The following is a 20,590-nucleotide window of genomic DNA, read 5'->3' on the forward strand; positions in this document are numbered from 1 at the left end:
TATGTAGGAAGATCTAGCGCCCATGCCGATCCGCCGCCTCCCGCCCGAACTGATCAATCGCATCGCCGCCGGCGAGGTGGTGGAGCGTCCTGCCAGCGCGGTCAAGGAACTGGTGGAGAACGCCCTCGACGCAGGCGCGTCCGAGGTCCAGGTCCAGGCCGACGGCGGTGGGCTCACCCGCATCCTGGTGGCCGATGACGGCCAAGGTTTGGCGGCCGATCAGCTCCCGCTGGCCGTAGAGCGCCACGCCACGTCAAAGCTGAACCCCGGCGACGACGGCGAGTACGATCTGCTGCGCATCGCCACCATGGGCTTCCGGGGCGAGGCGCTGCCGTCCATCGGGTCGGTGGCCCGCCTGTCGATCACCAGCCGCGCGAAGGGCTTCGCCGACGCCCACGCGATCTTTGTCGAGGGCGGCGCGGTGAGCGCGGTTTCGCCTGCCGGCTTCCCCGGCCCGCACGGCGCCCGGGTCGAGGTGCGCGACCTGTTCTACGCCACGCCGGCGCGCCTCAAGTTCATGAAGTCCGAGCGCTCCGAGAGCCAGGCGATCACCGAGGAGCTGAAGCGCCAGGCCATGGCTCACGAGGCCGTCGGCTTCGCCCTCGACCTCGACGGCCGCCGCACCCTGCGCCTGCCTGCCGAGGCGCCCGGCGACGAAGGCCGGCTCGCCCGACTGGGCGCCGTGATGGGCCGGGAGTTCTCGGACAATGCACTCCTGATCGACCACGAGCGCGAGGGCGTGCGGCTGTCGGGCTATGCGGGCCTGCCCACCTACAATCGGGGCAATGCGGCGCATCAATACCTTTTCGTGAACGGTCGGCCGGTGCGCGACCGGCTGCTGCAGGGCGCGCTCCGCGGCGCCTACGCCGACTTCCTGGCCCGCGACCGCCATCCGGCCTGCGCGCTCTATATCGAGCTCGACCCCGGCCTGGTGGACGTCAACGTGCACCCCGCGAAGGCCGAGGTGCGGTTCCGCGATCCGGGCCTGGTGCGCGGCCTGATCGTCAGCGGCCTGCGTCACTCGCTGGCCGCCGCCGGCCACCGCGCGTCCACCACGGTCGCGCAGGCTGCGCTAGGCGGCTTCCGGCCGCAGGGGCTGCCCTATCCGCCGCCGCGCCCCTCGGGCGGCGGGTTCTCCGCCTGGAGCGCCGGCGGCTGGCAGGCCGCGGCGGCGGCCGTTCAGGCGATCCCCGGCCTCTCCGACATCTCGGCCCGGGCCGAGCCTGACTACGGCCCCGGCGTCGCCGAGCCCGCCGCCACACCGGCCTTCGACCCCGTCGACCATCCGCTGGGCGCGGCGCGCGCCCAGGTGCACGAGACCTACATCGTCGCCCAGACCCGCGACGGCGTAGTGATCGTCGACCAGCACGCCGCCCACGAGCGCCTGGTCTACGAGCGCATGAAGACCGAGATGGCCGACGGCGGCGTCACCCGCCAGGCGCTCTTGCTGCCCGAGGTGGTCGAGCTGGACCCGGCCGAGGCCGAGCGCGTGGTCGCCCGCGCCGACGAGCTGGCTGCGCTGGGGTTGGTGATCGAGCCCTTCGGCCCCGGCGCCGTCCTGGTCCGCGAAGTCCCGGCGATGCTGGGCGAGACCGACGCGGCCGGCCTGATCCGCGACATCGCCGACGACCTGGCCGAGAACGGCCAGGCCCTGGCGCTGAAGGAACGGCTGGAGGACGTCTGCTCCACCATGGCCTGCCACGGCTCGGTCCGCGCCGGCCGCCGGCTGACCGCGCCGGAGATGAACGCCCTCCTGCGCCAGATGGAAGCCACGCCCCACTCCGGCCAGTGCAACCACGGCCGCCCAACGTACGTCGAACTGAAGCTCGCCGACATCGAGCGGCTGTTCGGGCGGCGCTGACGCCGGGCGTCATTTTCGACGCCTGCGACAATTGCAGCGCTGCGTCGCACGGTGTGGCAGCCTACATTGTAGCGGAAACAGGGACCCCCCGGGGGTAGGCGGGCGCATGACGGCTCCCAGGCTGAAGCTCGGATCCACGCGCTTCGCCAGCGACGGGATCTTCCGCAGTGCTTTCGAAAGCAGCCCCGACTGCGTGAAAATCCTCGACCTTGAGGGGGTCGTGCAGTTCATCAACCGGAACGGCGCCGCCCTACTGGGCGCCGAGGACATCGCGGTGCTCCTCGGGGCGCCATGGGTCTCACTGTGGGAGCCTGTAGAACGCCCAATGGTCGCGGCGGCGCTGGCGGCCGCAGCGGCCGGCGACAAGCAGCGCTTCACGGGCGCGGCCCGCATCTTCACCGGCGAGTTGCGCTACTTTGACAATGTCCTGTCCCCGCTTGCCGACAATACGGGCGCGACGTCGGCCTTGCTGGTGACGTCCCGGGACGTCACCGAGACAGAGGCCGCACGGCTCGCCGCCGAGTCGCGCGAGCGCCTGGCCGCGCAGCAGACCTCCGTCCTGCGCGCCGCCGCCGAGATGGCCAAGCTTGCGAGTTGGGGGGCGGACTTCCGCCGCGGCGTGCTGATTCGCAGCGAGGAGAGCAACGTCCTGCTGCGCGGCGGCTTGATGGAAGCCCCGATCCAGCGGGGCTTCGGCATGTACGAGCCGGACGTGCAGCGGCAGATCACCGCGTTGATCGAGCGCGTCCGCACCCATGGGGAGCAGATCAAGCACGAGGCTCCGTTTATCCGCCATGACGGCACGCGCGGCTGGGTCCGGCTACGGGGCGAACCCGTCTACGAGGGCGAAGAATGCGTCGGCCTGACCGGCACGGCCATGGACATCTCCGAGCAAAAGGCGGCGGAAGAGACGCTGCGGCGCGCCGAGCGACGCCTCGCCTGTGCGCTGGGCCTCGCCGGAATGCACGTTTACGAGCTCGACTTCGAGGCCAGGACCCTGATCCACGAGGGCGAGGGCGAACTGGTCTTTGAGACGCAGCCGACGTTCGATGACCTCTGGCCGGACCTTGAGGTGATCGTCCACCCGGAGGACCGCGCCCGGGCAAGCGCGGAGTGGGCGGCGGCGCTCGCCGACGGGACGCCGTTCCGCTCGGAGTTCCGCGTGAGCCGGAGCGATGACCGCGAGCTCTGGATCTTCTGCGTCGCCGAGATCCTGGTGGACGCTGCAGGCGAGCCCACGCGGCTGATCGCTGCGCTCGTGGACATCACCGAGCGCAAGCGCGGCGAGATCGAGACCTTGCAGGCCATCGCCCGGATGCGAGAGCACGAGGACCGTCAGAAGCTGCTGCTCGACGAGTTGAACCATCGGGTGAAGAACACGCTCGCATCCGTCCAGTCCGTGGCCGTCCAGAGCCTCCGCGACGCGCGGGACCTGCGCGGCGCCCGCGACCTGTTCATCGAACGGCTGATGGCGCTGTCGTCGACGCACAACCTTCTGGTCAAGCGTGGCTGGGAGGGCGCCACCCTGCACGAGCTGGCGGAGATGACGCTTCGGCCCTACGGCCATCCGTACATCGTCCACGGGCCGGACCTGAAGTTGGACCCCAACTTCGCCGTGAGCTTGGGCATGGCCCTCCACGAGTTGGCCACGAACGCGCTGAAGCACGGCGCCTGGCAGGCCCCTGGCGGCAACGTGGAGGTGGTCGTCGAGCCCGGCACGGCCGAAGCCACCATCGTCTGGCGCGAGGTGGGCGGCCCACCTGTGGCCCAACCCACAAGACGGGGTTTCGGCTCCCGCCTCCTCGAGCGTGGCGTCGCGCGCGAGCTGGGGGGTCAGGTGAGCCTGGAGTTCGACCCCGCAGGCGTTGTCTGCGCCATCCGCGCGCCGCTCAGCGAGCGGCTTCGGGTGATCGTCCCGGACGCGACCTAGGCAGCGCAGATCGCCTCGTCCTGATCGCGCCTGAGATGAACGCCCACGGCCGCCCGACGTACGTCGAACTGAAGCTCGCCGACATCGAGCGGCTGTTCGGGCGGCGTTAGCTAAAGCGCTCGCGCCGCGTACGCCCGCATCGCCTCGGCCAGGTAGTCGGTGAGCCCCGCGGCCCGACCGTCGTACCGCGCCCGGAACTCGGGATGCTCCTGATAGAGATGCCCCAGTCCAGCGAACGACTCGGCGGTCGGGGCCCGGTTCCAGCTCTTGCCGACCCAGGCGCAGTGGCGGGCCATGATCGCGCCCACCGCTTCGGAGTCCGCCGGCAGCCCGTCCACCAAGGCCTTGGCCATGGCCGCTTCGATTGCTTCGGCCTCGGCCATCAGCGCGTCGAATCCCGCCTGTTTGACGCCGTTCATCGCCGACCTCGAGTCGTCGATCCGCGCCCGCATGTCGCCCCCATAGCGGTCGATCAGCCAGGCCTCGTGCTCGGCCTGCGTCTTCGGGTCGAAGCCCTGGTACATCGTCTTGTCATCCATCGTCGTCGCTCCTTGCAAAGCGGCGAGGGTCGTATCGATCGTGCCGATCAGTTTGCGGTAGCGCCTGGCCTGCGCCTCCAGCCGTTCGCGGTGGCGTTTCAGCGCCGCCACGCGATCGAAGTCCGGCGAATCCAGCACCCGAGCAATCTCCGCCAGCGGGAAGCCCAGCTCCCGATGGAAGAGAATCTGCTGCAGACGCAGGAGCTCGTCCTGGCCGTAGTAGCGATAGCCGTTCGCGCCGACGCTGTCGGGCTTCAACAGCCCGATCTCGTCGTAGTGGTGCAGCGTTCGGACGCTGACGCCCGACAGCTTCGCCACCTGCTTGACCGTGTAACCGCGCAACACTCGTTTCCCTTGCCGATGGAGCGGTTCATCAGGGCTCGCGCTACGTGAGGGTCAAGCGTTGCGCATCGCGCAATCGCCAGCCATCCTTACGGCCATGTCTGAGAATGTGTTCGAGGCCTGGGCCTAACCGCCAGCCGGAGCCTCGCTTCTGATCGGCGACCAGGCCCGTTCCGTCCGCGCCCCCTTTCGCGGGCGCGTCCCGTGACGCCTGAACCCCGGACATCTCTTGAACATCTCCAAACCGCAGCAACGGACGCTGCACGCGCTGGCCCAAGGCGGCGCAATCCTGATCGAACGCGACGAACGCGGAGCCTTGATCGACGCCGAGTGCATCACCCGGGAGGGTTGGAAACTCTCGGACTGCGACCTCGCCGTCTTCAAGGCCCTGAAGCAGAAGCGCCTGATCGCCAGCCGGAACGGCGGCCCCTACCGGATCACCCGGGACGGCCTGCTGCGTCTGCGCGCCCAGGCCGACAACCGCACCTCAGCCCGGGCCTGGTGAGGCCCGCAGAAAATGGACGCGCGCGGCGCCGTAGTCGCGCGCGTCCAGCATCTCGTAGCCGGGGGCCTCGAAGGGTGGCTCGGAGGAGCCTCGCTCGAAGACCACGATCGCGCCGTCGGCCAGCCAGCCGCCCGCGGCCAGCTTCTCCAGAGCCTGCTCGCCCAGGCCCTTGCCATATGGCGGATCCAGGAAGGCGAGGTCGAAGGCCGGGCCGTCGGCGCCCGGGCGCACACCCAGGTCGGTGGCGCTGCGCCGGTGGACGCGGGTCTTGCCGAACAGGCCGCCCAGGTTGTCGACGTTGTCGCGGATCGCGCCCCGCGCCGCTTCGTCAGTCTCCACGAACAGGCAGAAGGCCGCGCCGCGCGACAGGGCCTCGAAGCCCAGCGCGCCCGAGCCCGCGAACAGGTCGATCACGCGCCGGTCCCGCACGCCATCGCTCCAGGGCGCGTGCTCCAGAATGTTGAAGATCGCCTGTCGGGCGCGATCCGACGTCGGCCGCGTGTGGTCGCCCGCCGGCGTGATCAGCGCCTTGCCGCGGAAGTCCCCTGAGACGATGCGCAACATCCACTCCTTGCTTGCCCTAGGGGCTCCGTTCCAAGGTTTCGCCCGACAATCAAGGTGGGAGACGGTGATGGCCCTGGTGACGGTGGAACGCCGCGGCGGCGCGGCGATCATGACCTATGCAAATCCGCCGTTCGGCACGATGACCGCCGCGGGCTCGCAGGAGATGCTGGAGGCGTTCCGCCCCCTGGCCGCCGACCCCGCCGTGCGCTCGGTGATCATCACCGGCGGGGTGCCGGGCATCTTCATCCGCCACTATGACGTCGACGAGCTGTCGGTGATGGGCGAGCAGCTCAAGGACCGGCCGCTGCCGCCGCCGTCGGACGCCCCTCCGGGGGAGGGCTTCCTGGCCCTGGTCGACGCGATCTTCGCCGCGCCGAAGCCCGTGGTGGCGGCGATCAACGGGCTGTGCATGGGGGGCGGCTTCGAACTGACGCTGGCCTGCGACCTGCGGATCGCCGACCCCAAGGCCGCCGCCATAGGCCTGCCCGAGACCCGGATCGGGATCTTCCCGGGCGGTGGGGGCACGCAACGGCTGCCGCGCGTGGTGGGCGAGGCTAAGGCGCTGGAGATCATCCTGCGCGGGCTGACGTTCACGGGCGCCGAGGCCCATGCGATCGGCATGGTCCACGAGGTGGCCGACGACCCGCTGGCCCGGGCGCTTGAAATAGCCGCCGAGTGGGACGGCTGGGGCGCCGAGGGGCTGGCCTACGCCAAGCGGCTCACCCGCGCGGCCCTCGACCGCCCGGTTTCCCAGGGCCTCGCGGACGAGCGGCGGGGTTTCCTCGAGGTGATGCAGCAGGCTTCGGCCCGCGCGGGCCTGGAGAGGGGCCGCCAGCCCGTGGAGATCCAGAAGGTCTAGCCGCGCCCGGCTTTCCTGCGACGGGCTTCGCGCCCGGCCTGCCCGCGCCCGACTTGCCTGTCCCTCGGGGGGCCGCGTCCCTGGCCCCGGCGGGCTTTGGCCGCGCGCCCTTGGCCAGCGGTCGCGGTCCAAAGCTGGTCGGTCCCTCGGACTTCGCGCCGGCCTTCGACTTGGGCGGCGGATGGGCGCGGACCTTGATCTTCGGCTTGGCCCAGCCGGCCTTATAGGGCTGCTTCTCCTTGGGTCCCGTCGGGCGGACCAGCGCCTCGGTCCCAGCCGGCGTCGGATCGCGGCGCGTGGTCTTTGGCTTCACCCGGTACAGCGGCCGCTCGCCGGTGGGCAGGTTGTCGGGCTCGATATGCTCGGCGAACTGCTCGCGCACCACCCGCGGCCCCACCTCCTCGATCTCGCCCACGCCCAGGTTGCCCAGCGCCAGCGGCCCATAGGCCAGGCGGATCAATCGGTTCACCTTCAGGCCGATGGACTCCAGCACACGCCGGACTTCACGGTTCTTGCCCTCGTGCAGGGTGACGGTGATCCAGAGGTTCGCGCCCTGCGGCCCCTCCTTGGCCTTGTCGAGCTTGGCCTCGATGGGCCCGTACCTCACGCCCTCGACCGTCACGCCTTTCGCCAGCGTATCCAGCTTCTCCTGCGTGGTGCGCCCATGCGCCCGGGCGCGATAGCGGCGCACCACGCCCGTGGACGGCATCTCCAGCGCCCGCGCCAGCTGTCCGTCGTTGGTCAGCAGCAGCAGGCCCTCGGAGTTGATGTCGAGGCGGCCCACCGAGATCAGCCGCGGCAGGCCGTCGGGCAGCGCCTTGAACACCGTCGGGCGGCCGTTGGGATCGTTGTGCGACGTCACCAGCCCCACCGGCTTGTGGTAGCGGAACAGCCGCGCCGCCTCGGGCTCGGCCACCACTTCGCCGTCGACCGTGACGATGTCGCCGGGTTCGACCTTTACCGCGGGGGTGTCGAGCGTGCGGCCGTTGATGGCCACCCGCCCCTCGCCGATCAGCCGCTCGACATCGCGTCGCGACCCCACCCCGGCGCGGGCCAGCAGCTTGGCGACGCGCTCGCCGCCGCCCTCACCATCGGAGTCGAGGGCTTGACCCGTGTCGTCGGGCTGGGGACGTAGTGGATCGTGGACCATGATGACCGGACAATGCGCATCGCGCTCGAAGCGGCGCAAGCCGCTGCGGCGGCTGGCGAGACGCCCGTGGGCGCCGTGATCGTCGATCCGGCCACCGGCGAGGTGGTCGCGGTGGGCGCAAACCAGCCGATCGGCACCCACGATCCCACCGCCCATGCCGAGATCGTCGCCCTGCGTGCGGCGGCGCAGAAGCGGGGCAACTACCGGCTGACCGACCTGACCCTGTTCGTGACCCTGGAGCCCTGCGCCATGTGCGCCGGAGCGATCAGCCACGCCCGAATCGGCCGCGTGGTGTTCGGCGCCGAGGACGCCAAGGGGGGCGCGGTCGTCAACGGCCCACGCTTCTTCGAACAGCCCACCTGCCACTGGCGGCCCAAGGTGGACGGCGGCGTGCTGGCGGACGAGAGCTCGGCCATGCTGAAGGCCTTCTTCCGCGCGCGGCGCAAAGGATGAGGTACGCCGAGTTCCCGCCGCCGCCCGAGCTTGAGCCCTACGTCCACTGCCTGTGGGTGTTCGAGGGCCAGGACGCCGATGAGCCGCAGCGCATCGTTCCCGATGGCCGCGCCGAGCTGATCCTGCACTGGCGTACGCCCTACCTCGAGCAGACCGACGCCGGCTGGACGCCTCAGCCCCCGGCGCTGTTCGCCGGCCAGTTGACCCAGCCGCTACGGCTCCTGGCCCGCGAGCCCGCCGGGGTGGTGGGCGTGCGCTTCCGCACCGCAGGCGCGCCGGCCTACCTCCAGAGCCATGCGAATCCCTTCACCGACCGCCGCATGGCGGTCACCGAGGCGCCCGATCTGCGCGCCGCCGAGAGCGAGGCCGAGCGTCTGCGGCTGACGGCGGCCTATGTGATCTCGCGGCTGCAGCCCCGGCTCCATGACCCCCGCATGCAGGCCGCCGCCGACGAGATTCGGGCCAGCGAGGGCCGCATCGCGCTGGATGATCTGGCCGCCCGGGTCGCACTTTCGCCCCGAGCCCTGCAGCGCCGGTTCCTTGAGGCCACCGGCGTGCCGCCGCGCATGCTGGCCTCCATCGTGCGCTTCCGTCGGGTGTTCGAAGCCCTCCAGGCGCCCGGCGTGGCCAACTGGACCGAATGCGCCCAGGCCGCCGGCTACTTTGACCACCCGCAGATGGCCAAGGATTTCCGCCGCTTCCTGGGCTGCACACCCAGCGAGTTCCTGGCGGCTCAGCAGGGCCTGGCCACGCACCTCGCGGACGCAAACGTACAAGCCGGGTCGACCGCCCGGAGCTAGACCGGGCGTGTCGAAGGAGACCGGATCCCAATGCGCTTCGCCCTTGCCCTCGCCGCCCTCGCTCTCGCCTCCGCAGCCAACGCCGCGCCCGCGGACGACGTGGCGAAGCTCGCCTGGATGGCCGGCAGCTGGGCGCAGGAGAAGGACGGCGTGATCACCCGCGAGACCTGGCTCTCGCCCATCGGCGGAGTCATGGCCGGCGCCGGCCAGACCAACACGCCGGGCAGAAAGCCCTTCGTCTCCTACTACCGCATCAGTGTGGAGCCGGCCGGCGTCACCTTCACGGCCATCCTGCCCGGCCAGCCGCCGACGCCGTTCGTCCTTGTACCCGGCAAGGACGGCGAGGCGACCTTCGAGAACAAGGCCCACGACTTCCCCCAGCGCGTGATCTTCCGGCGCTGCGGCGAGCAGCTCTGCGGACGGATCGAGGGGACGGTTCGGGGCAAGCTGGAAGCCGAGGACTGGCGCTACACACGACTCCGGTAGCAGCCGCCTCAAGTCCTCCCCCCGCATATCGCATCGACTGCAACCCCACGCGCTTCGTGAGCTCCCCGGAGGGGAGCATCTGCACTTGCGCACCGGCCTTCCCCCGCCCCATGATCCTTCCAAACAACGGTATGGGAGGACGTCATGGCGGGACTGCTCGACGGGAAGGTTGCGATCATCACCGGCGCCGGCGGCGGGTTGGGTGAGGCCTACGCCAAGCTGTTTGCGAAGGAAGGCGCGGCGGTCGTCGTCAATGACCTGGGCGGCGCGCGCGACGGCTCTGGCAGCGGCGCCAGCGCCATGGCCGACAAGGTGGTCGCCGACATCAAGGCCGCGGGCGGCCGGGCGGTGGCCAACGGCGACGACGTCTCCACTCTACAGGGCGGCGAGAACATCCTGAAGACCGCGCTGGACGCCTTCGGCAAGGTCGACATCCTGGTCTGCAACGCGGGCATCCTGCGCGATAAGACCTTCTCCAACACGTCGGAAGAGGACTGGGACAAGGTGGTGAAGGTGCACCTCAAGGGCACCTATTGCACCGCCCTGCCCGTCTGGAACTGGATGAAGGCCAACGGCGGCGGGTCGATGGTGCTCACCTCGTCCACCTCCGGCCTCTACGGCAATTTCGGCCAGACCAACTACGGCGCGGCCAAGGCCGGCATCTACGGCATGGTCCGGGTGATGGCGATCGAAGGGCGCAAGTACAATATCCGGGTCATGGGCCTGGCCCCCGGGGCCTACACCCGCATGACCTCGGACCTGCCCGGCCGGATCGGGCAGGAGCCCGATCCGCTGAGCCTGCCCGAGAACGTGGCTCCCGGCGTTCTGTTCATGGTCTCGGACCTGGCCGCCGACCACTCGGGCAAGATCCTGGGCGTCTCGTCGCGCGGCGTGCGCGAGATCAAGATGCTCGAGACCGAAGGCTTCCAGCCGGGACGCCCCTATACGGCGGAAGAGGTGGCCAAGAACGCCGAGAAGGTCTTCTTCCCCACGCCGGAATCGCGACGGGTCGAGAGCATCACCCTGGTGAAGCCCGCCGCCCGCGCGCCGGCGTAGCGCCCGGCGATCATCGTCCCGCGACGTGTTCGCGGATGACGGTGGTGACCTGGACTGGTCTGTTCAGCCGAACGCCGCGATGCGCTGATCCAGCCGATCGCGCACCGCAGGCCACTCGTCGGCCAGGATCGAGAAGACCACCGTCGAACGGAGCCGGCCGGTCCAGGTGACCTTGTCGTTGCGCAGGATGCCTTCCTGGACCGCGCCCAGCTTCAGCACGGCGGCGCGGCTGCGCGCGTTGATCGCATCGACTCTGTACTGCACGCGTTGGGCGCCGCTTTCGAACGCCTGCGCCATCATCAGCCGCTTGGCCGAAGGGTTGACGACCCCGCCGCGAACCGCCGGATCATAGTAGGTGAACCCGATCTCCACGGTGTTGTGGGCGTTGTCGATGTCGAGAAAGCTGCTCATGCCACGGCACACGCCATCGACCATCACGGCGAAGGCCTTGTTCCTGGGGTCCGGCGCGTTCAGAAACATCGCCCAGCCTAGGTCGAATCCTGCGCCCAGCATCGAGACGATGTAGAGATCGTTCCAGGTGGCCGGATCGGCCTCGCAGGCGGCGCGCAGGTCTTCCTTGTGCCGCTCGGCCAGCGGCTCCAGTCGCACGAAGCGGTTCTCCAGGACCTTGGCTTCCAGCTGCATATGCCTCTCCCGTCGTCTGTCACGGGGTGCTCTAGTCGGCGAATGGTCCAGCAGAAACGACCAATCTTCAGCGCGACGGCAGTCCATTTACGCGCAAAGGCAGCCCGTTTCGCCAGGTCCGGAAAAAAGTTCGTCCCTGCCCTTGCAGAGCTTGGGAAGAGACATACCTGACGGTGTGCCCATTCCTGGGCGTTTCCTCCCTAAGAACTTCACGCCGGGCCCCTAAAGGCCCGGCGATTTTTTTAGCCCCCGGCGAACAGCTGCGCCGCGCGCACCAGATAGCTGATCCCCACGGCGGTCACGATCCAGCGGGTCCAGCGCTTGAAGTTCACGTCGCTCATCCGGTCCAGGATCAGCCCGCCCACGTAGGTCCCCGCCATCGACAGGGGGATCGCGAGCGCGAACACCCAGAGCGGCGGCATGCCGATCGCCGCCCCAGTCACCAGCGGCGCGCCATAGACCAGGATCTTGGCCAGGTGCGCGAAGACCTGCGTTGCGGCCTTGGTCGCCACGATGGCGTGGCGGGTCAGCTCGGTGCGCACGAAGAAGATGTCGAGCAGGGGCCCCGCGACGCCGGCGGTCAGATTCAGCCCGGTCACCGTCAGGCCCGACAGGAACGCCTGCCGCGGTCGCGCCGCGTCGAGATTGATCCAACCCTGAGGAAGCCAGGTCAGGAACGGGACCAGGCCCAGGAGCAGGAACAGCAGCGGCTTGGACGGCGCGAAGCTCAACCCCGCCACGATCAGGCCCGCGATCAACGAGGCCAGCGCATACCAGCCGACGATGTCCCACCGGACGTGCTTGCGATGCAGGATCGAGCGCCAGCCGTTGGCGACCAGCTGAAGTATGCCGTGGCTAACGAACGCCGCCTGGACGGGCAGGACGAAGGCCAACGCCCCCATCAGCACCAGGCCGCCCGCCATGCCGAACACGCCCGAAAGCGTGGCCGTCACAAAGGCCATGCAGACCACGAAGGCGGCTGCGAGAAGAGTCATGGAAGTCCTCCGGAGTTGCGACCAACCCCGGAAGGCGGTCACAGGCCGCCTCCGGTCGCTGGTCAGCTGCGCGTCGCGCGCGGGACGGAGCCGGCGCTGCAAGCCTGTCGAGGCGAGCGCCGGAGTGTGCGCCGCGGCCGCAGCCGGGCGAGGTATGTGGGTCTGCCGTTGGCAAAGCGGCGTTCGAATACACTGAAGCTGGCGGCGGCGCCACCTCAGCGCCGCGCCATGAACGACAAGGCGTGGCTACCGCTTCGCCACCTTGCACGCCCAGCCGTCGGCTTCGCGCCGCGCCACTCCGGGATGCGGGCACAGGAGCTGGCTGGCGCCGCCCGGTCCGGTGGCCGTAACGCTGGCCGGCGCCTGGCCGCCGACGACCCAGGCGTCGAGGGTGGCGATCCAGTCGACATTGCCCGGGCCGTTCCCGCCCGCGCAGTGCAGCATGCCGGGCACCATGTAGAGCCGGTAGAAGCCGGACATGTCGCCCATCGTGCGGCGCAGGTCCTCGGCATACAGGATCGACGAGCGGGCCGGGATCGCGGGGTCGTTCCACCCGTGATACTGGATCAGCTTGCCGCCGCGCTTCTTGAACGCCGACAGGTCGGCGCTGTCGCTGTCGATCATCGGGCTCATGATCGCCTTCGCGCGATCGAACTCGGCGCCCAGGTCCATCGTCAGAAAGTCGAACTTCGGATCCTGGAAAGCGAAGTATTTGAAGGCGTTCGAACCGAACTGGTAGCCGGCGGCGTTCGCGATGCCCGCCTGGTTGACCCCCGTGATCCAGGCCTGCCAGCCACCGCCCAGGGCCTCGGCGCCGGGGCTGACACCCGGCAGCGGCACGCGGCCCGTCCGCGGGTCCTTGCGACCGCGATAGATCTCGGCCGCCGCGGCGGCCTGTGCGGGCGTCAGGCAGCCGGTGTTCTGGCCGGGCTTGCAGATCAGGGTCTTAGGGTCGAACCGGCACGACAGCGGATCGCGGATGAAGCTCTCGCCGCCGCAGTCCTTCAGCGCCCCCGCCTGGAGCGTCTCTAGCGCCGCCTTGTCGAGATAGGCTCCGGGCCGGGCCAGCGCCTGCTGCTGTCCCGCCGCGTTGCCGAACAACAGGCTCATGTAGTTGGCCGGCGCGCCGGCGACGATGCCGTCGAAGTCGGCCGGATAGCGCTGGGCTTCCATCAGCGCCTCGCGACCGCCGTCCGAACAGCCCACGAAGTACGACTGCTTGGGCCCCCCGGCCTTCTGCGCGGCGATCAGCGCCTTGGCCGCTTCGGTGGTCTCCTTCAACGAGCGCCAGCCGTAATCGACGATCTTCTCGCGATGCCCCAGCGCCCATGACGCGTCGGTGCCGCCGGCGCGGTGGCCGTTGTCGGTGCCGGCGACCGCATAGCCCTGGGCCGCGATCCGCTTGAGGGAGGCCGAGTTGATCGAGCCCGCGAACCCGCCGTTGCCAAGCTGTACGAACTTGCCATTCCAAGCCGCGCCCACCGGGATCCACACCTCGACGCCGATCTCGGAGTCGCTGGTGGGCCGGCTGGTGACCGACAGCCGGCAATAGTCGGCGCCGCCCTGGCTCTCGGTGGCCGCCGCCGTCACTTCGGCATGCGCAAGCTTGGTCGCCTTCAGGTCGGCGCAGGCGGTCTCGGCCTTCGCCAGTCCCGGCCCCATCAGCGCCAGCGCGGCCCCCGCCGCAAACAGCAATCCCCTCATCCCGTCCTCCCCAGTCCTTGTTCTTTGCTGGGACTTCACCACAGCCGCTGGGCGCCGCGAAGCGGCAATTGGACGAACCGCGCTTCACCGATTGCACGGATGAGGCGGGGCGCCATCCGTAAGATCCGTGACTCCAAAACGAAAAGAGCCCCCGCTTGCGCGAGGGCTCCGGTCTTCGTCGCTGAGGCGATGACTAGTTGCGGAACACCGCCGCCGAGGCGCCGCCATCGTCGGGCTGCTCGCGGTACTGCTGCAGTTCGTTGCGGCCGACCACCATGTGGTGGACTTCGTCCGGACCGTCCGCGATGCGCAGGGTGCGGGTGTTGGCGTACATGCGGGCCAGCGGGGTGTGCTGCGACACGCCCAGAGCGCCGTGCATCTGGATCGCCTGGTCGATGATCTGGCAGACCTTTTCCGGCACCATCGCCTTGACCATGTGGATCCAGACGCGGGCTTCGCGGTTGCCCAGCACGTCCATCGCCTTGGCCGCCTTCAGGACCATCAGGCGCATGGCCTCGATCTCGATGCGGGCGCGGCTGACGCGCTCGATGTTGCCGCCCAGCTGGATAATCGGCTTGCCGAACGCCGTACGGGTCATGCCGCGCGTAACCATCAGGTCCAGCGCCTTTTCCGCCGAGCCGATGGCGCGCATGCAGTGGTGGATCCGGCCGGGGCCCAGGCGCAGCTGGCTGATCTCGAAGCCGCGGCCTTCACCCAGCAGCATGTTCGAGGCCGGCACGCGTGCGCCGTTGAAGCGGATGTGCATGTGGCCGTGCGGCGCGTCGGGGTCGCCGAACACCTGCTGGCCCTGGACAATCTCGACGCCCGGCGTGGGCAGAGGCACCAGGATCTGGGACTGCTGAAGGTGCGGCGGGTCGTTCTCGCCACCCGTCCTGACCATGCAGATCATCACCTTGCAGCGCGGGCTGCCGGCGCCCGAGATGTAGTGCTTCTCGCCGGTGATGACGTACTCGTCGCCCACGCGCACGGCGCGGGTGTCGATGTTCTTGGCGTCCGAGCTGGCGGTGTTCAGCTCGGTCATGCAGTAGGCCGAGCGGATCTTCCCTTCCAGCAGGGGCTCGAGCCACTGCTTCTTCTGCTCGGGCGTGCCGACACGTTCCAGCACTTCCATGTTGCCGGTGTCGGGCGCGGCGCAGTTCATGATCTCCGAGGCGAGGCGCACCTTGCCCAGCTCGACGGCGATGTAGGCATAGTCGAGGTTTGAGAGGCCTTCGCCGGTCTCGGCGTTTGGCAGGAAGAAGTTCCACAGGCCCGCGGCCTTGGCCTTCTCCTTGGCGGCTTCCAGAACTTCCAGCTGGCCGGGGGCGTACTGCCAGATGTCAGGGCGGCCCTCGCCCAGGCGATGCCATTCCTCGGACGCCGGCTCGCAGACCTCTTTGATGAACGTCTTCACCGCGTTGTAGAGCGGCAGCGCCTTGTCCGACATGCGCAGGTCGTTGAGGTCGTCCTGCGGGCTCAGGCCGAAGCTGGATTGAGCCCTGGCGGCAGCCATTGCGGGCCGATCGGCGGTCATGGTCATGGGTCGCTCCCAGCGATTTTTTCTCTGGGACTGTTTTGACGCACTTTCCGCGAGATTCAAACAACTGTTTTAGGGTTTGGCGGCGAGGGCCCCGAAACGCGGAAGGCGCCCCGGCGGGGAGACCGGGACGCCCTGGCTCGCGCTGGACAGCCGATCAGGCGGCGGATAGCGCCGCGCGCTTCGCCCGGCGTAGGACGATGTACTGAACGTCGCCGACGATCAGGGCGGCGACGGCCTGAGCTGCGATGAAGCCCACGCCGAGCTGAGTCGGCTGCACCCAGCCCAGGGCCATGATCGCGAAACTCTCGATGGCCCACAGCGCGTTGAAGGCCACCAACGCCCAGACGGCGGCGCGCGGCAGCGTGGGTCGAAGCGCCAGCAGGACCAGACCCGCGGCGTAGACCAGCAGGAACAGCCCGACCGGCTGCATGAAGGCGGGCGAGAGGCCCAGCGGTCCAGCCAGCAGGCCGGCGTCAAACGCGAAGACAGCGCCCATCAGCCCGCAGGCCGCGGCGTCGGCGCCGATCACGAAACGCAGGAAGGTCGAACGAACGGCGGTCATGAGGGAAGCTCCTTGGGCTTGTCGATGGCCCAAGGATTTCGCAGCCGCCGCGGCGCGTCGATTACGCCGGAGGTAAGGCCCGCCGCCTCGTCGCCGACTACTTCACCGGCACATGGTCGGCGTGCGGGCAGACCGCCGCCAGCAGGGCTTCGTTGTCGGCGCCCTCGGCCTTTTTCGGCGTGTCGGAGCGCCACGTGGCCTTGATATCCAGCGCCTGGTTCGGCCGATAGCTCGCCATCGGGATCACGTTCTTCTTGCTGCAGTCGTAGGCCGCGACGCTGCCGACGCTGTCGGCCTTGCCGGGCGCGGACGGGCCCAGCGTGCCCTTGGAGAGCGCCTGCATGACCACGAGGCGGCCGCTCTGCTTGTCCTTGTAGGTGTAGTCGCTGTCGAAGGAGACGCTGGCGCCGTTCTCCATCGTGTGGAACTTCGTCCAGGTCTCGGCCGAGGCGGCGCCGGCGATGAGGCTCAGGGTGGCGGCAAGCGCGAGGGCGCGGCGCATAGCGTGTCTCTCCAAACAGTCGTTCGAGTTTCTTGAGCGCGACCCTAGCGGCGGTTTTTAGGCGCCTCCAGACATTTCAGGCGCGGCACAACGCCTACGCCACCTTCCGCTTGGGCTTGGCATAGCCCCGCTCGGTCTCGCCGATGTAGTCGCGGGTGATGGGCAGCACGTCCACGCGCTTGGCCAGCTGGATCTGGAAGATGAACTGCCGGCGCGCCCGGAAGCTCTGCTCGGCGATCCCCAGGTAGAACTCGAACATCCGGCAGAAGCGCTCGTCGTACAGCTGGACGATGTCGGGCCGGGCCGCGCGGAAACGGTCCCGCCAGTGCCGGATGGTCTCGGCGTAGTGCAGGCGCAGGATCTCGATGTCGGTGACGATCAGGCCGGCCCGCTCGATGGCCGGCAGCACCTCCGACAGCGCCGGCGAATAGCCGCCGGGGAAGATGTACTTGTCGATCCAGGCGTTGGTGACGCCGGCCTCGGGTCGCCCGATGGAATGGACCAGGGCGACACCGTCGTCCTTCATCAGACGGGCCACGCCATCGAAATACTCCTGATAGTTGGGCCGCCCCACCGCCTCGAACATGGCGATCGACATCACCCGGTCGTAGGTCCCTTTCAGGTCGCGGTAGTCGGTGAGCGAGAAGCGCGCCTTGTGCGCCAGCCCTTTCGCCTCGGCCCGTTCCTTGGCCACCTTCAGCTGCTCGACCGACAGCGTGATGGCGTCGACCTCGACGTCGGCGTCCTCGACCAGCTGCAGCGCCAGTCCGCCCCAGCCGCAGCCGATCTCGACCACGCTCATGCCGGGTTCGAGGGCCAGCTTCGCCGCGATGTGCCGCTTCTTGGCCAGCTGGGCCTCTTCCAGAGTCATGTCGGGCCGCTCGAAGTAGGCGCAGCTGTACTGCATGTCCTCGTCGAGGAAGCGCCGGTAGAGGTCGTACGAAAGGTCATAGTGGTGCGCGACGTTCTTGCGCGCCGCCACGCGGTCGTTGGCCTCGCGCAGCGTCTTGCGCAGCCAGCGGCGGAAGGGGCCCCGCTTCTTGGTCTTGTTCTTGGCGTTGGCGCCGATCAGGTCGATGAACGCATCGATGTCGCCCTGTTCCAGCACCAGGCCGCCGTCCATGTAGGCTTCGCCCACGCCCAGCCCCGGCTTGGCCGCGATCCGCGCCGCCCACGCCGCGCTGGTCACACGCGCCACCAGCGGCGGGCCCGAGCCGTCGCCCAACTTCAGTTCCGCGCCGCCCGGCAGCTTGATCGTCAGGTCGCCCTCGCGAACCAGGCTCTTCAGGACCGACTGCAGACCCATGCGCACCCTCCACTTTTCGCCCGACAGTAGGGTCGTCCGCGCGGATTCCAAGCCACCGGTCGTATTGGATACGCCACGTCGCTTGACTCAAGCCGCCCTGGTTCCTAACTCCCCACCGACGTTGGCACTCAGGGGTTGGGACTGCTAACAGCCACGTCCCCCCGGGCTCGCGTCACCGCATTTTGAACCGTCTCGAACGGAATAGAGAGAGAAGAACTATGGCGTTTCGTCCCCTGGGAGATCGCGTCCTCGTCAAGCGCGTCGAGGAAGAAGAAAAGACCAAGGGCGGGATCATCATCCCCGACACCGCGAAGGAAAAGCCGCAGGAAGGCGAAGTCATCGCCACCGGCCCCGGCGCCCGTGACGATTCCGGCAAGGTCCAGCCTCTGGACGTCAAGGCCGGCGACCGCATCCTGTTCGGCAAGTGGTCGGGCACCGAGGTGAAGCTCGATGGCCAAGACCTGCTCATCATGAAGGAAAGCGACATCCTGGGCGTCGTCTCCTAAGGGCGACCTCAAGGGCCCGCGATCGGGCCGCTTCCCCCCACAATTCTAGGAAAGAGAACCAGCCATGGCTGCCAAAGACGTCTATTTTGCTTCCGACGCGCGCGACCGCATGCTGCGCGGCGTCAACACCCTCGCCAACGCCGTGAAGGTGACCCTGGGCCCCAAGGGCCGCAACGTGGTCATCGAGAAGTCGTTCGGCGCCCCGCGCTCGACCAAGGACGGCGTCTCCGTCGCCAAGGAAATCGAGCTGTCGGATCGTTTCGAGAACCTCGGCGCTCAGCTGATCCGCGAAGTCGCCTCCAAGACCAACGACAAGGCCGGTGACGGCACCACGACCGCCACGGTCCTGGCCCAGGCGATCGTCGTCGAAGGCCTGAAGTCGGTGGCCGCCGGCATGAACCCGATGGACCTCAAGCGCGGCGTCGACAAGGCGGTCGCCAAGGTCATCGAAGAGATCAAGGCCAACGCCAAGAAGGTCTCGGACAACTCGGAGATCGCCCAGGTCGGCACCATCTCGGCCAACGGCGACTCGGAAGTCGGCGAGATGATCGCCAAGGCGATGGCCAAGGTCGGCAACGAGGGTGTCATCACCGTCGAGGAAGCCAAGACCGCCGAGACCGAACTCGACGTCGTCGAGGGCATGCAGTTCGACCGCGGCTACCTGTCGCCCTACTTCATCACCAACGCCGAGAAGATGGAGGCCGACCTCGAAGAGCCTCTCATCCTGCTCTTCGAAAAGAAGCTCTCCTCGCTGCAGCCCCTGCTGCCGGTGCTGGAAGCCGTGGTCCAGTCGGGCCGTCCGCTGCTGATCATCGCTGAAGACGTCGAAGGCGAAGCGCTGGCGACCCTCGTGGTCAACAAGCTGCGTGGCGGCCTGCGCGTCGCGGCCGTCAAGGCTCCGGGCTTCGGCGACCGCCGCAAGGCCATGTTGGAAGACATCGCCACCCTGACGGGCGGCCAGCTGATCTCGGAAGACCTCGGCATCAAGCTCGAGTCGGTCACGCTCGACATGCTGGGCAAGGCCAAGAAGGTCACGATCACCAAGGACGACACCACGATCGTCGACGGCACGGGCGACAAGGCCGACATCACGGCCCGCATCGCCCAGATCAAGGCCCAGATCGAGACCACGACCTCGGACTACGACAAGGAAAAGCTGCAAGAGCGTCTGGCTAAGCTGGCCGGCGGCGTCGCGGTCATCCGCGTCGGCGGCTCGACCGAGGTCGAAGTGAAGGAAAAGAAGGACCGCGTCGACGACGCCCTGAACGCGACCCGCGCGGCCGTGGAAGAAGGCATCGTCCCCGGCGGCGGCGTCGCCCTGCTGAAGGCCAGCCGCGTGCTGGACGGCTTCAAGGGTGACAACGACGACCAGGAAGCCGGCGTCGCCATCGTGCGTCGCGCGCTGCAGGCCCCGATCCGTCAGATCGCCGAGAACGCCGGCGTCGAAGGCTCGATCGTGGTCGGCAAGGTGCTCGAGAACAGCTCGGCCACCTTCGGCTTCAACGCCCAGACGGAAGAGTACGTCGACATGGTGAAGGCCGGCGTGATCGACCCCGCGAAGGTCGTCCGTACGGCTCTGCAAGACGCGGCCTCGGTCGCCGGCCTGCTGATCACCACGGAAGCGGCCATCGTCGAAGCCCCCAAGAAGGGCGGCGGCGCGGCGGGCGGCATGCCCGGCGGCGGCATGGGCGGCATGGGCGACATGGACTTCTAAAGCCTGTCATCCCGGCCAACGAAACGGCGCAAGCCGCGTAGGCCGAGCCGGGACCCAACGCACTGAGAATGGAGGGCGGGGCCGCAGGGTCCCGCCCTTTTTCTATGCGGGGTCGTCCCAGTGATCGCCCAGGAGGTAGCGAGGTCCCGCCCCGGCCCGCGCGGCGCGGTCGGCGGGGTTGTAGAGGGCGCAGCGCTCCAGCGAGAGGCAGCCACAGCCGATGCAGCCGTCGAGCAGTTCGCGCGTGCGCTCCAGCATGGCGATCCGCGCGTCGAGCGCCCCGCGCATCCGTTCGCTGATCGCGCGCCAGTCCTGCGCCGACGGGGCCTGGTCAAGAGGCAAGGTGGAGAGCTCGGCCTCGATCTCGGCCAGCGTCAGGCCCAGGCGCTGGGCGATCAGGGCGAACGACAGCCGCCGGATGTCCGAGCGCATGAAGCGCCGTTGGTTGCCCTCACTGCGGATCGCGCGGACCAGGCCGCGGGCCTCGTAGAAGCGCACCGCCGAGACCGAGATCCCCACCCGTCGGGCCAGGTCGCCGATGGAAAGCGTGGCAGGCGGCGGCACGTCGGGG

The 20,590-nt window shown here is 68.9% G+C and carries 20 protein-coding genes and 1 pseudogene; 10 read left to right on the forward strand and 11 right to left on the reverse strand.

Annotated features, from left to right (window positions below):
* Positions 1 to 22 precede the first annotated feature (22 nt).
* Together mutL and EPN98_RS06980 are read left to right on the forward strand one after the other, a co-directional pair.
* Positions 23 to 1,861 carry a DNA mismatch repair endonuclease MutL gene (gene mutL, locus EPN98_RS06975; protein ID WP_293361904.1) on the forward strand — a complete coding sequence of 613 codons (1,839 nt, stop codon included), beginning with the start codon at positions 23 to 25 and terminating at the stop codon, positions 1,859 to 1,861.
* A gap of 106 nt (positions 1,862 to 1,967) precedes the next feature.
* Positions 1,968 to 3,791, forward strand: a complete 1,824-nt coding sequence (locus EPN98_RS06980; protein WP_293361906.1) for a PAS domain-containing protein — start codon at positions 1,968 to 1,970, stop codon at positions 3,789 to 3,791.
* A 110-nt stretch (positions 3,792 to 3,901) separates the two neighbouring features.
* Here the strand turns inward: EPN98_RS06980 and EPN98_RS06985 are convergent, their stop codons facing one another.
* A complete protein-coding gene (locus EPN98_RS06985) occupies positions 3,902 to 4,672 on the reverse strand; it encodes a MerR family transcriptional regulator (protein WP_293361942.1) in 771 nt (256 codons plus the stop codon).
* A gap of 229 nt (positions 4,673 to 4,901) precedes the next feature.
* On the opposite strand from EPN98_RS06985, the gene EPN98_RS06990 reads away from it, so the two are divergent.
* Positions 4,902 to 5,177, forward strand: coding sequence for a YjhX family toxin (locus tag EPN98_RS06990; RefSeq protein WP_293361908.1), 276 nt, complete (start codon positions 4,902 to 4,904; stop codon positions 5,175 to 5,177).
* Here EPN98_RS06990 and rsmD read toward each other — a convergent pair.
* Positions 5,160 to 5,852, reverse strand: a complete 693-nt coding sequence (gene rsmD, locus EPN98_RS06995) for a 16S rRNA (guanine(966)-N(2))-methyltransferase RsmD (RefSeq protein ID WP_293361910.1) — start codon at positions 5,850 to 5,852, stop codon at positions 5,160 to 5,162. The genes EPN98_RS06990 and rsmD overlap by 18 nt on opposite strands.
* A gap of 28 nt (positions 5,853 to 5,880) precedes the next feature.
* Here rsmD and EPN98_RS07000 point away from each other — a divergent pair.
* Positions 5,881 to 6,504: pseudogene (locus tag EPN98_RS07000) on the forward strand (enoyl-CoA hydratase/isomerase family protein); the annotation flags it as partial.
* Here the strand turns inward: EPN98_RS07000 and EPN98_RS07005 are convergent.
* Positions 6,461 to 7,750 carry a pseudouridine synthase gene (locus EPN98_RS07005; RefSeq protein WP_293361912.1) on the reverse strand — a complete coding sequence of 430 codons (1,290 nt, stop codon included), beginning with the start codon at positions 7,748 to 7,750 and terminating at the stop codon, positions 6,461 to 6,463. The pseudogene EPN98_RS07000 and the gene EPN98_RS07005 overlap by 44 nt on opposite strands.
* A gap of 12 nt (positions 7,751 to 7,762) precedes the next feature.
* On the opposite strand from EPN98_RS07005, the gene tadA reads away from it, so the two are divergent.
* The 4 genes from tadA to EPN98_RS07025 all read left to right on the forward strand — a co-directional run bounded on the left by tadA (position 7,763) and on the right by EPN98_RS07025 (position 10,545).
* Complete coding sequence (tadA, locus tag EPN98_RS07010; RefSeq protein ID WP_293361914.1) at positions 7,763 to 8,203, forward strand: tRNA adenosine(34) deaminase TadA; 441 nt, start codon at positions 7,763 to 7,765, stop codon at positions 8,201 to 8,203.
* Positions 8,200 to 9,003, forward strand: coding sequence for a helix-turn-helix domain-containing protein (locus EPN98_RS07015; RefSeq protein WP_293361916.1), 804 nt, complete (start codon positions 8,200 to 8,202; stop codon positions 9,001 to 9,003). Before tadA ends, EPN98_RS07015 begins: the two co-directional genes overlap by 4 nt.
* Before the next feature lie 30 nt (positions 9,004 to 9,033).
* Positions 9,034 to 9,489, forward strand: coding sequence for a DUF6265 family protein (locus EPN98_RS07020; RefSeq protein ID WP_293361918.1), 456 nt, complete (start codon positions 9,034 to 9,036; stop codon positions 9,487 to 9,489).
* A 144-nt stretch (positions 9,490 to 9,633) separates the two neighbouring features.
* Complete coding sequence (locus tag EPN98_RS07025; protein ID WP_293361920.1) at positions 9,634 to 10,545, forward strand: SDR family NAD(P)-dependent oxidoreductase; 912 nt, start codon at positions 9,634 to 9,636, stop codon at positions 10,543 to 10,545.
* Between the two features lie 63 nt (positions 10,546 to 10,608).
* Here the strand turns inward: EPN98_RS07025 and EPN98_RS07030 are convergent, their stop codons facing one another.
* From EPN98_RS07030 to EPN98_RS07060, 7 genes are all read right to left on the reverse strand, one after another.
* A complete protein-coding gene (locus EPN98_RS07030; RefSeq protein WP_293361922.1) occupies positions 10,609 to 11,190 on the reverse strand; it encodes a GNAT family protein in 582 nt (193 codons plus the stop codon).
* A 242-nt stretch (positions 11,191 to 11,432) separates the two neighbouring features.
* Positions 11,433 to 12,185 carry a sulfite exporter TauE/SafE family protein gene (locus tag EPN98_RS07035; protein ID WP_293361924.1) on the reverse strand — a complete coding sequence of 251 codons (753 nt, stop codon included), beginning with the start codon at positions 12,183 to 12,185 and terminating at the stop codon, positions 11,433 to 11,435.
* Between the two features lie 246 nt (positions 12,186 to 12,431).
* On the reverse strand, positions 12,432 to 13,889 hold the full coding sequence (locus EPN98_RS07040; RefSeq protein WP_293361926.1) for a tannase/feruloyl esterase family alpha/beta hydrolase: 1,458 nt from the start codon (positions 13,887 to 13,889) through the stop codon (positions 12,432 to 12,434).
* 193 nt (positions 13,890 to 14,082) lie between these two features.
* Entirely contained in the window at positions 14,083 to 15,429 is a 1,347-nt protein-coding gene (locus EPN98_RS07045) for an acyl-CoA dehydrogenase family protein (RefSeq protein WP_293361928.1), read from the reverse strand.
* 154 nt (positions 15,430 to 15,583) lie between these two features.
* Positions 15,584 to 15,991: a hypothetical protein gene (locus EPN98_RS07050; RefSeq protein WP_293361930.1), complete on the reverse strand. Its 408-nt coding sequence runs from the start codon at positions 15,989 to 15,991 to the stop codon at positions 15,584 to 15,586.
* Between the two features lie 97 nt (positions 15,992 to 16,088).
* A complete protein-coding gene (locus tag EPN98_RS07055; RefSeq protein WP_293361932.1) occupies positions 16,089 to 16,493 on the reverse strand; it encodes a hypothetical protein in 405 nt (134 codons plus the stop codon).
* Positions 16,494 to 16,587: 94 nt separating this feature from the next.
* Positions 16,588 to 17,799 carry a cyclopropane-fatty-acyl-phospholipid synthase family protein gene (locus EPN98_RS07060; protein ID WP_293361934.1) on the reverse strand — a complete coding sequence of 404 codons (1,212 nt, stop codon included), beginning with the start codon at positions 17,797 to 17,799 and terminating at the stop codon, positions 16,588 to 16,590.
* 218 nt (positions 17,800 to 18,017) lie between these two features.
* Here EPN98_RS07060 and groES point away from each other — a divergent pair, with 218 nt between their 5' ends.
* Together groES and groL are read left to right on the forward strand one after the other, a co-directional pair.
* Positions 18,018 to 18,305 (forward strand): co-chaperone GroES, encoded by a 288-nt coding sequence (groES, locus tag EPN98_RS07065; protein WP_293361936.1) that lies wholly within the window; start codon positions 18,018 to 18,020, stop codon positions 18,303 to 18,305.
* Positions 18,306 to 18,369: 64 nt separating this feature from the next.
* Positions 18,370 to 20,019, forward strand: coding sequence for a chaperonin GroEL (groL, locus tag EPN98_RS07070; protein ID WP_293361938.1), 1,650 nt, complete (start codon positions 18,370 to 18,372; stop codon positions 20,017 to 20,019).
* A 102-nt stretch (positions 20,020 to 20,121) separates the two neighbouring features.
* Here the strand turns inward: groL and soxR are convergent.
* The coding region (soxR, locus tag EPN98_RS07075) for a redox-sensitive transcriptional activator SoxR (protein WP_293361940.1) at positions 20,122 to 20,590 on the reverse strand (469 nt) is incomplete at its 5' end.

It is taken from the genome of Phenylobacterium sp. (assembly GCF_004299445.1).
GTDB lineage: Bacteria > Pseudomonadota > Alphaproteobacteria > Caulobacterales > Caulobacteraceae > Phenylobacterium.

What these genes read in the sequence shown, in the direction of transcription:
- mutL (WP_293361904.1), top strand. Translation starts at nt 23, where the DNA reads ATGCCGATCCGCCGCCTCCCGCCCGAACTGATCAATCGCATCGCCGCC.
- EPN98_RS06980 (WP_293361906.1), top strand. Translation starts at nt 1,968, where the DNA reads ATGACGGCTCCCAGGCTGAAGCTCGGATCCACGCGCTTCGCCAGCGAC.
- rsmD (WP_293361910.1), bottom strand. Translation starts at nt 5,852, where the DNA reads ATGATCGCCGCGCCGCCGCGGCGTTCCACCGTCACCAGGGCCATCACC.
- EPN98_RS07005 (WP_293361912.1), bottom strand. Translation starts at nt 7,750, where the DNA reads ATGGTCCACGATCCACTACGTCCCCAGCCCGACGACACGGGTCAAGCC.
- tadA (WP_293361914.1), top strand. Translation starts at nt 7,763, where the DNA reads ATGCGCATCGCGCTCGAAGCGGCGCAAGCCGCTGCGGCGGCTGGCGAG.
- EPN98_RS07015 (WP_293361916.1), top strand. Translation starts at nt 8,200, where the DNA reads ATGAGGTACGCCGAGTTCCCGCCGCCGCCCGAGCTTGAGCCCTACGTC.
- EPN98_RS07020 (WP_293361918.1), top strand. Translation starts at nt 9,034, where the DNA reads ATGCGCTTCGCCCTTGCCCTCGCCGCCCTCGCTCTCGCCTCCGCAGCC.
- EPN98_RS07025 (WP_293361920.1), top strand. Translation starts at nt 9,634, where the DNA reads ATGGCGGGACTGCTCGACGGGAAGGTTGCGATCATCACCGGCGCCGGC.
- EPN98_RS07030 (WP_293361922.1), bottom strand. Translation starts at nt 11,190, where the DNA reads ATGCAGCTGGAAGCCAAGGTCCTGGAGAACCGCTTCGTGCGACTGGAG.
- EPN98_RS07035 (WP_293361924.1), bottom strand. Translation starts at nt 12,185, where the DNA reads ATGACTCTTCTCGCAGCCGCCTTCGTGGTCTGCATGGCCTTTGTGACG.
- EPN98_RS07040 (WP_293361926.1), bottom strand. Translation starts at nt 13,889, where the DNA reads ATGAGGGGATTGCTGTTTGCGGCGGGGGCCGCGCTGGCGCTGATGGGG.
- EPN98_RS07045 (WP_293361928.1), bottom strand. Translation starts at nt 15,429, where the DNA reads ATGACCATGACCGCCGATCGGCCCGCAATGGCTGCCGCCAGGGCTCAA.
- EPN98_RS07050 (WP_293361930.1), bottom strand. Translation starts at nt 15,991, where the DNA reads ATGACCGCCGTTCGTTCGACCTTCCTGCGTTTCGTGATCGGCGCCGAC.
- EPN98_RS07055 (WP_293361932.1), bottom strand. Translation starts at nt 16,493, where the DNA reads ATGCGCCGCGCCCTCGCGCTTGCCGCCACCCTGAGCCTCATCGCCGGC.
- EPN98_RS07060 (WP_293361934.1), bottom strand. Translation starts at nt 17,799, where the DNA reads ATGGGTCTGCAGTCGGTCCTGAAGAGCCTGGTTCGCGAGGGCGACCTG.
- groES (WP_293361936.1), top strand. Translation starts at nt 18,018, where the DNA reads ATGGCGTTTCGTCCCCTGGGAGATCGCGTCCTCGTCAAGCGCGTCGAG.
- groL (WP_293361938.1), top strand. Translation starts at nt 18,370, where the DNA reads ATGGCTGCCAAAGACGTCTATTTTGCTTCCGACGCGCGCGACCGCATG.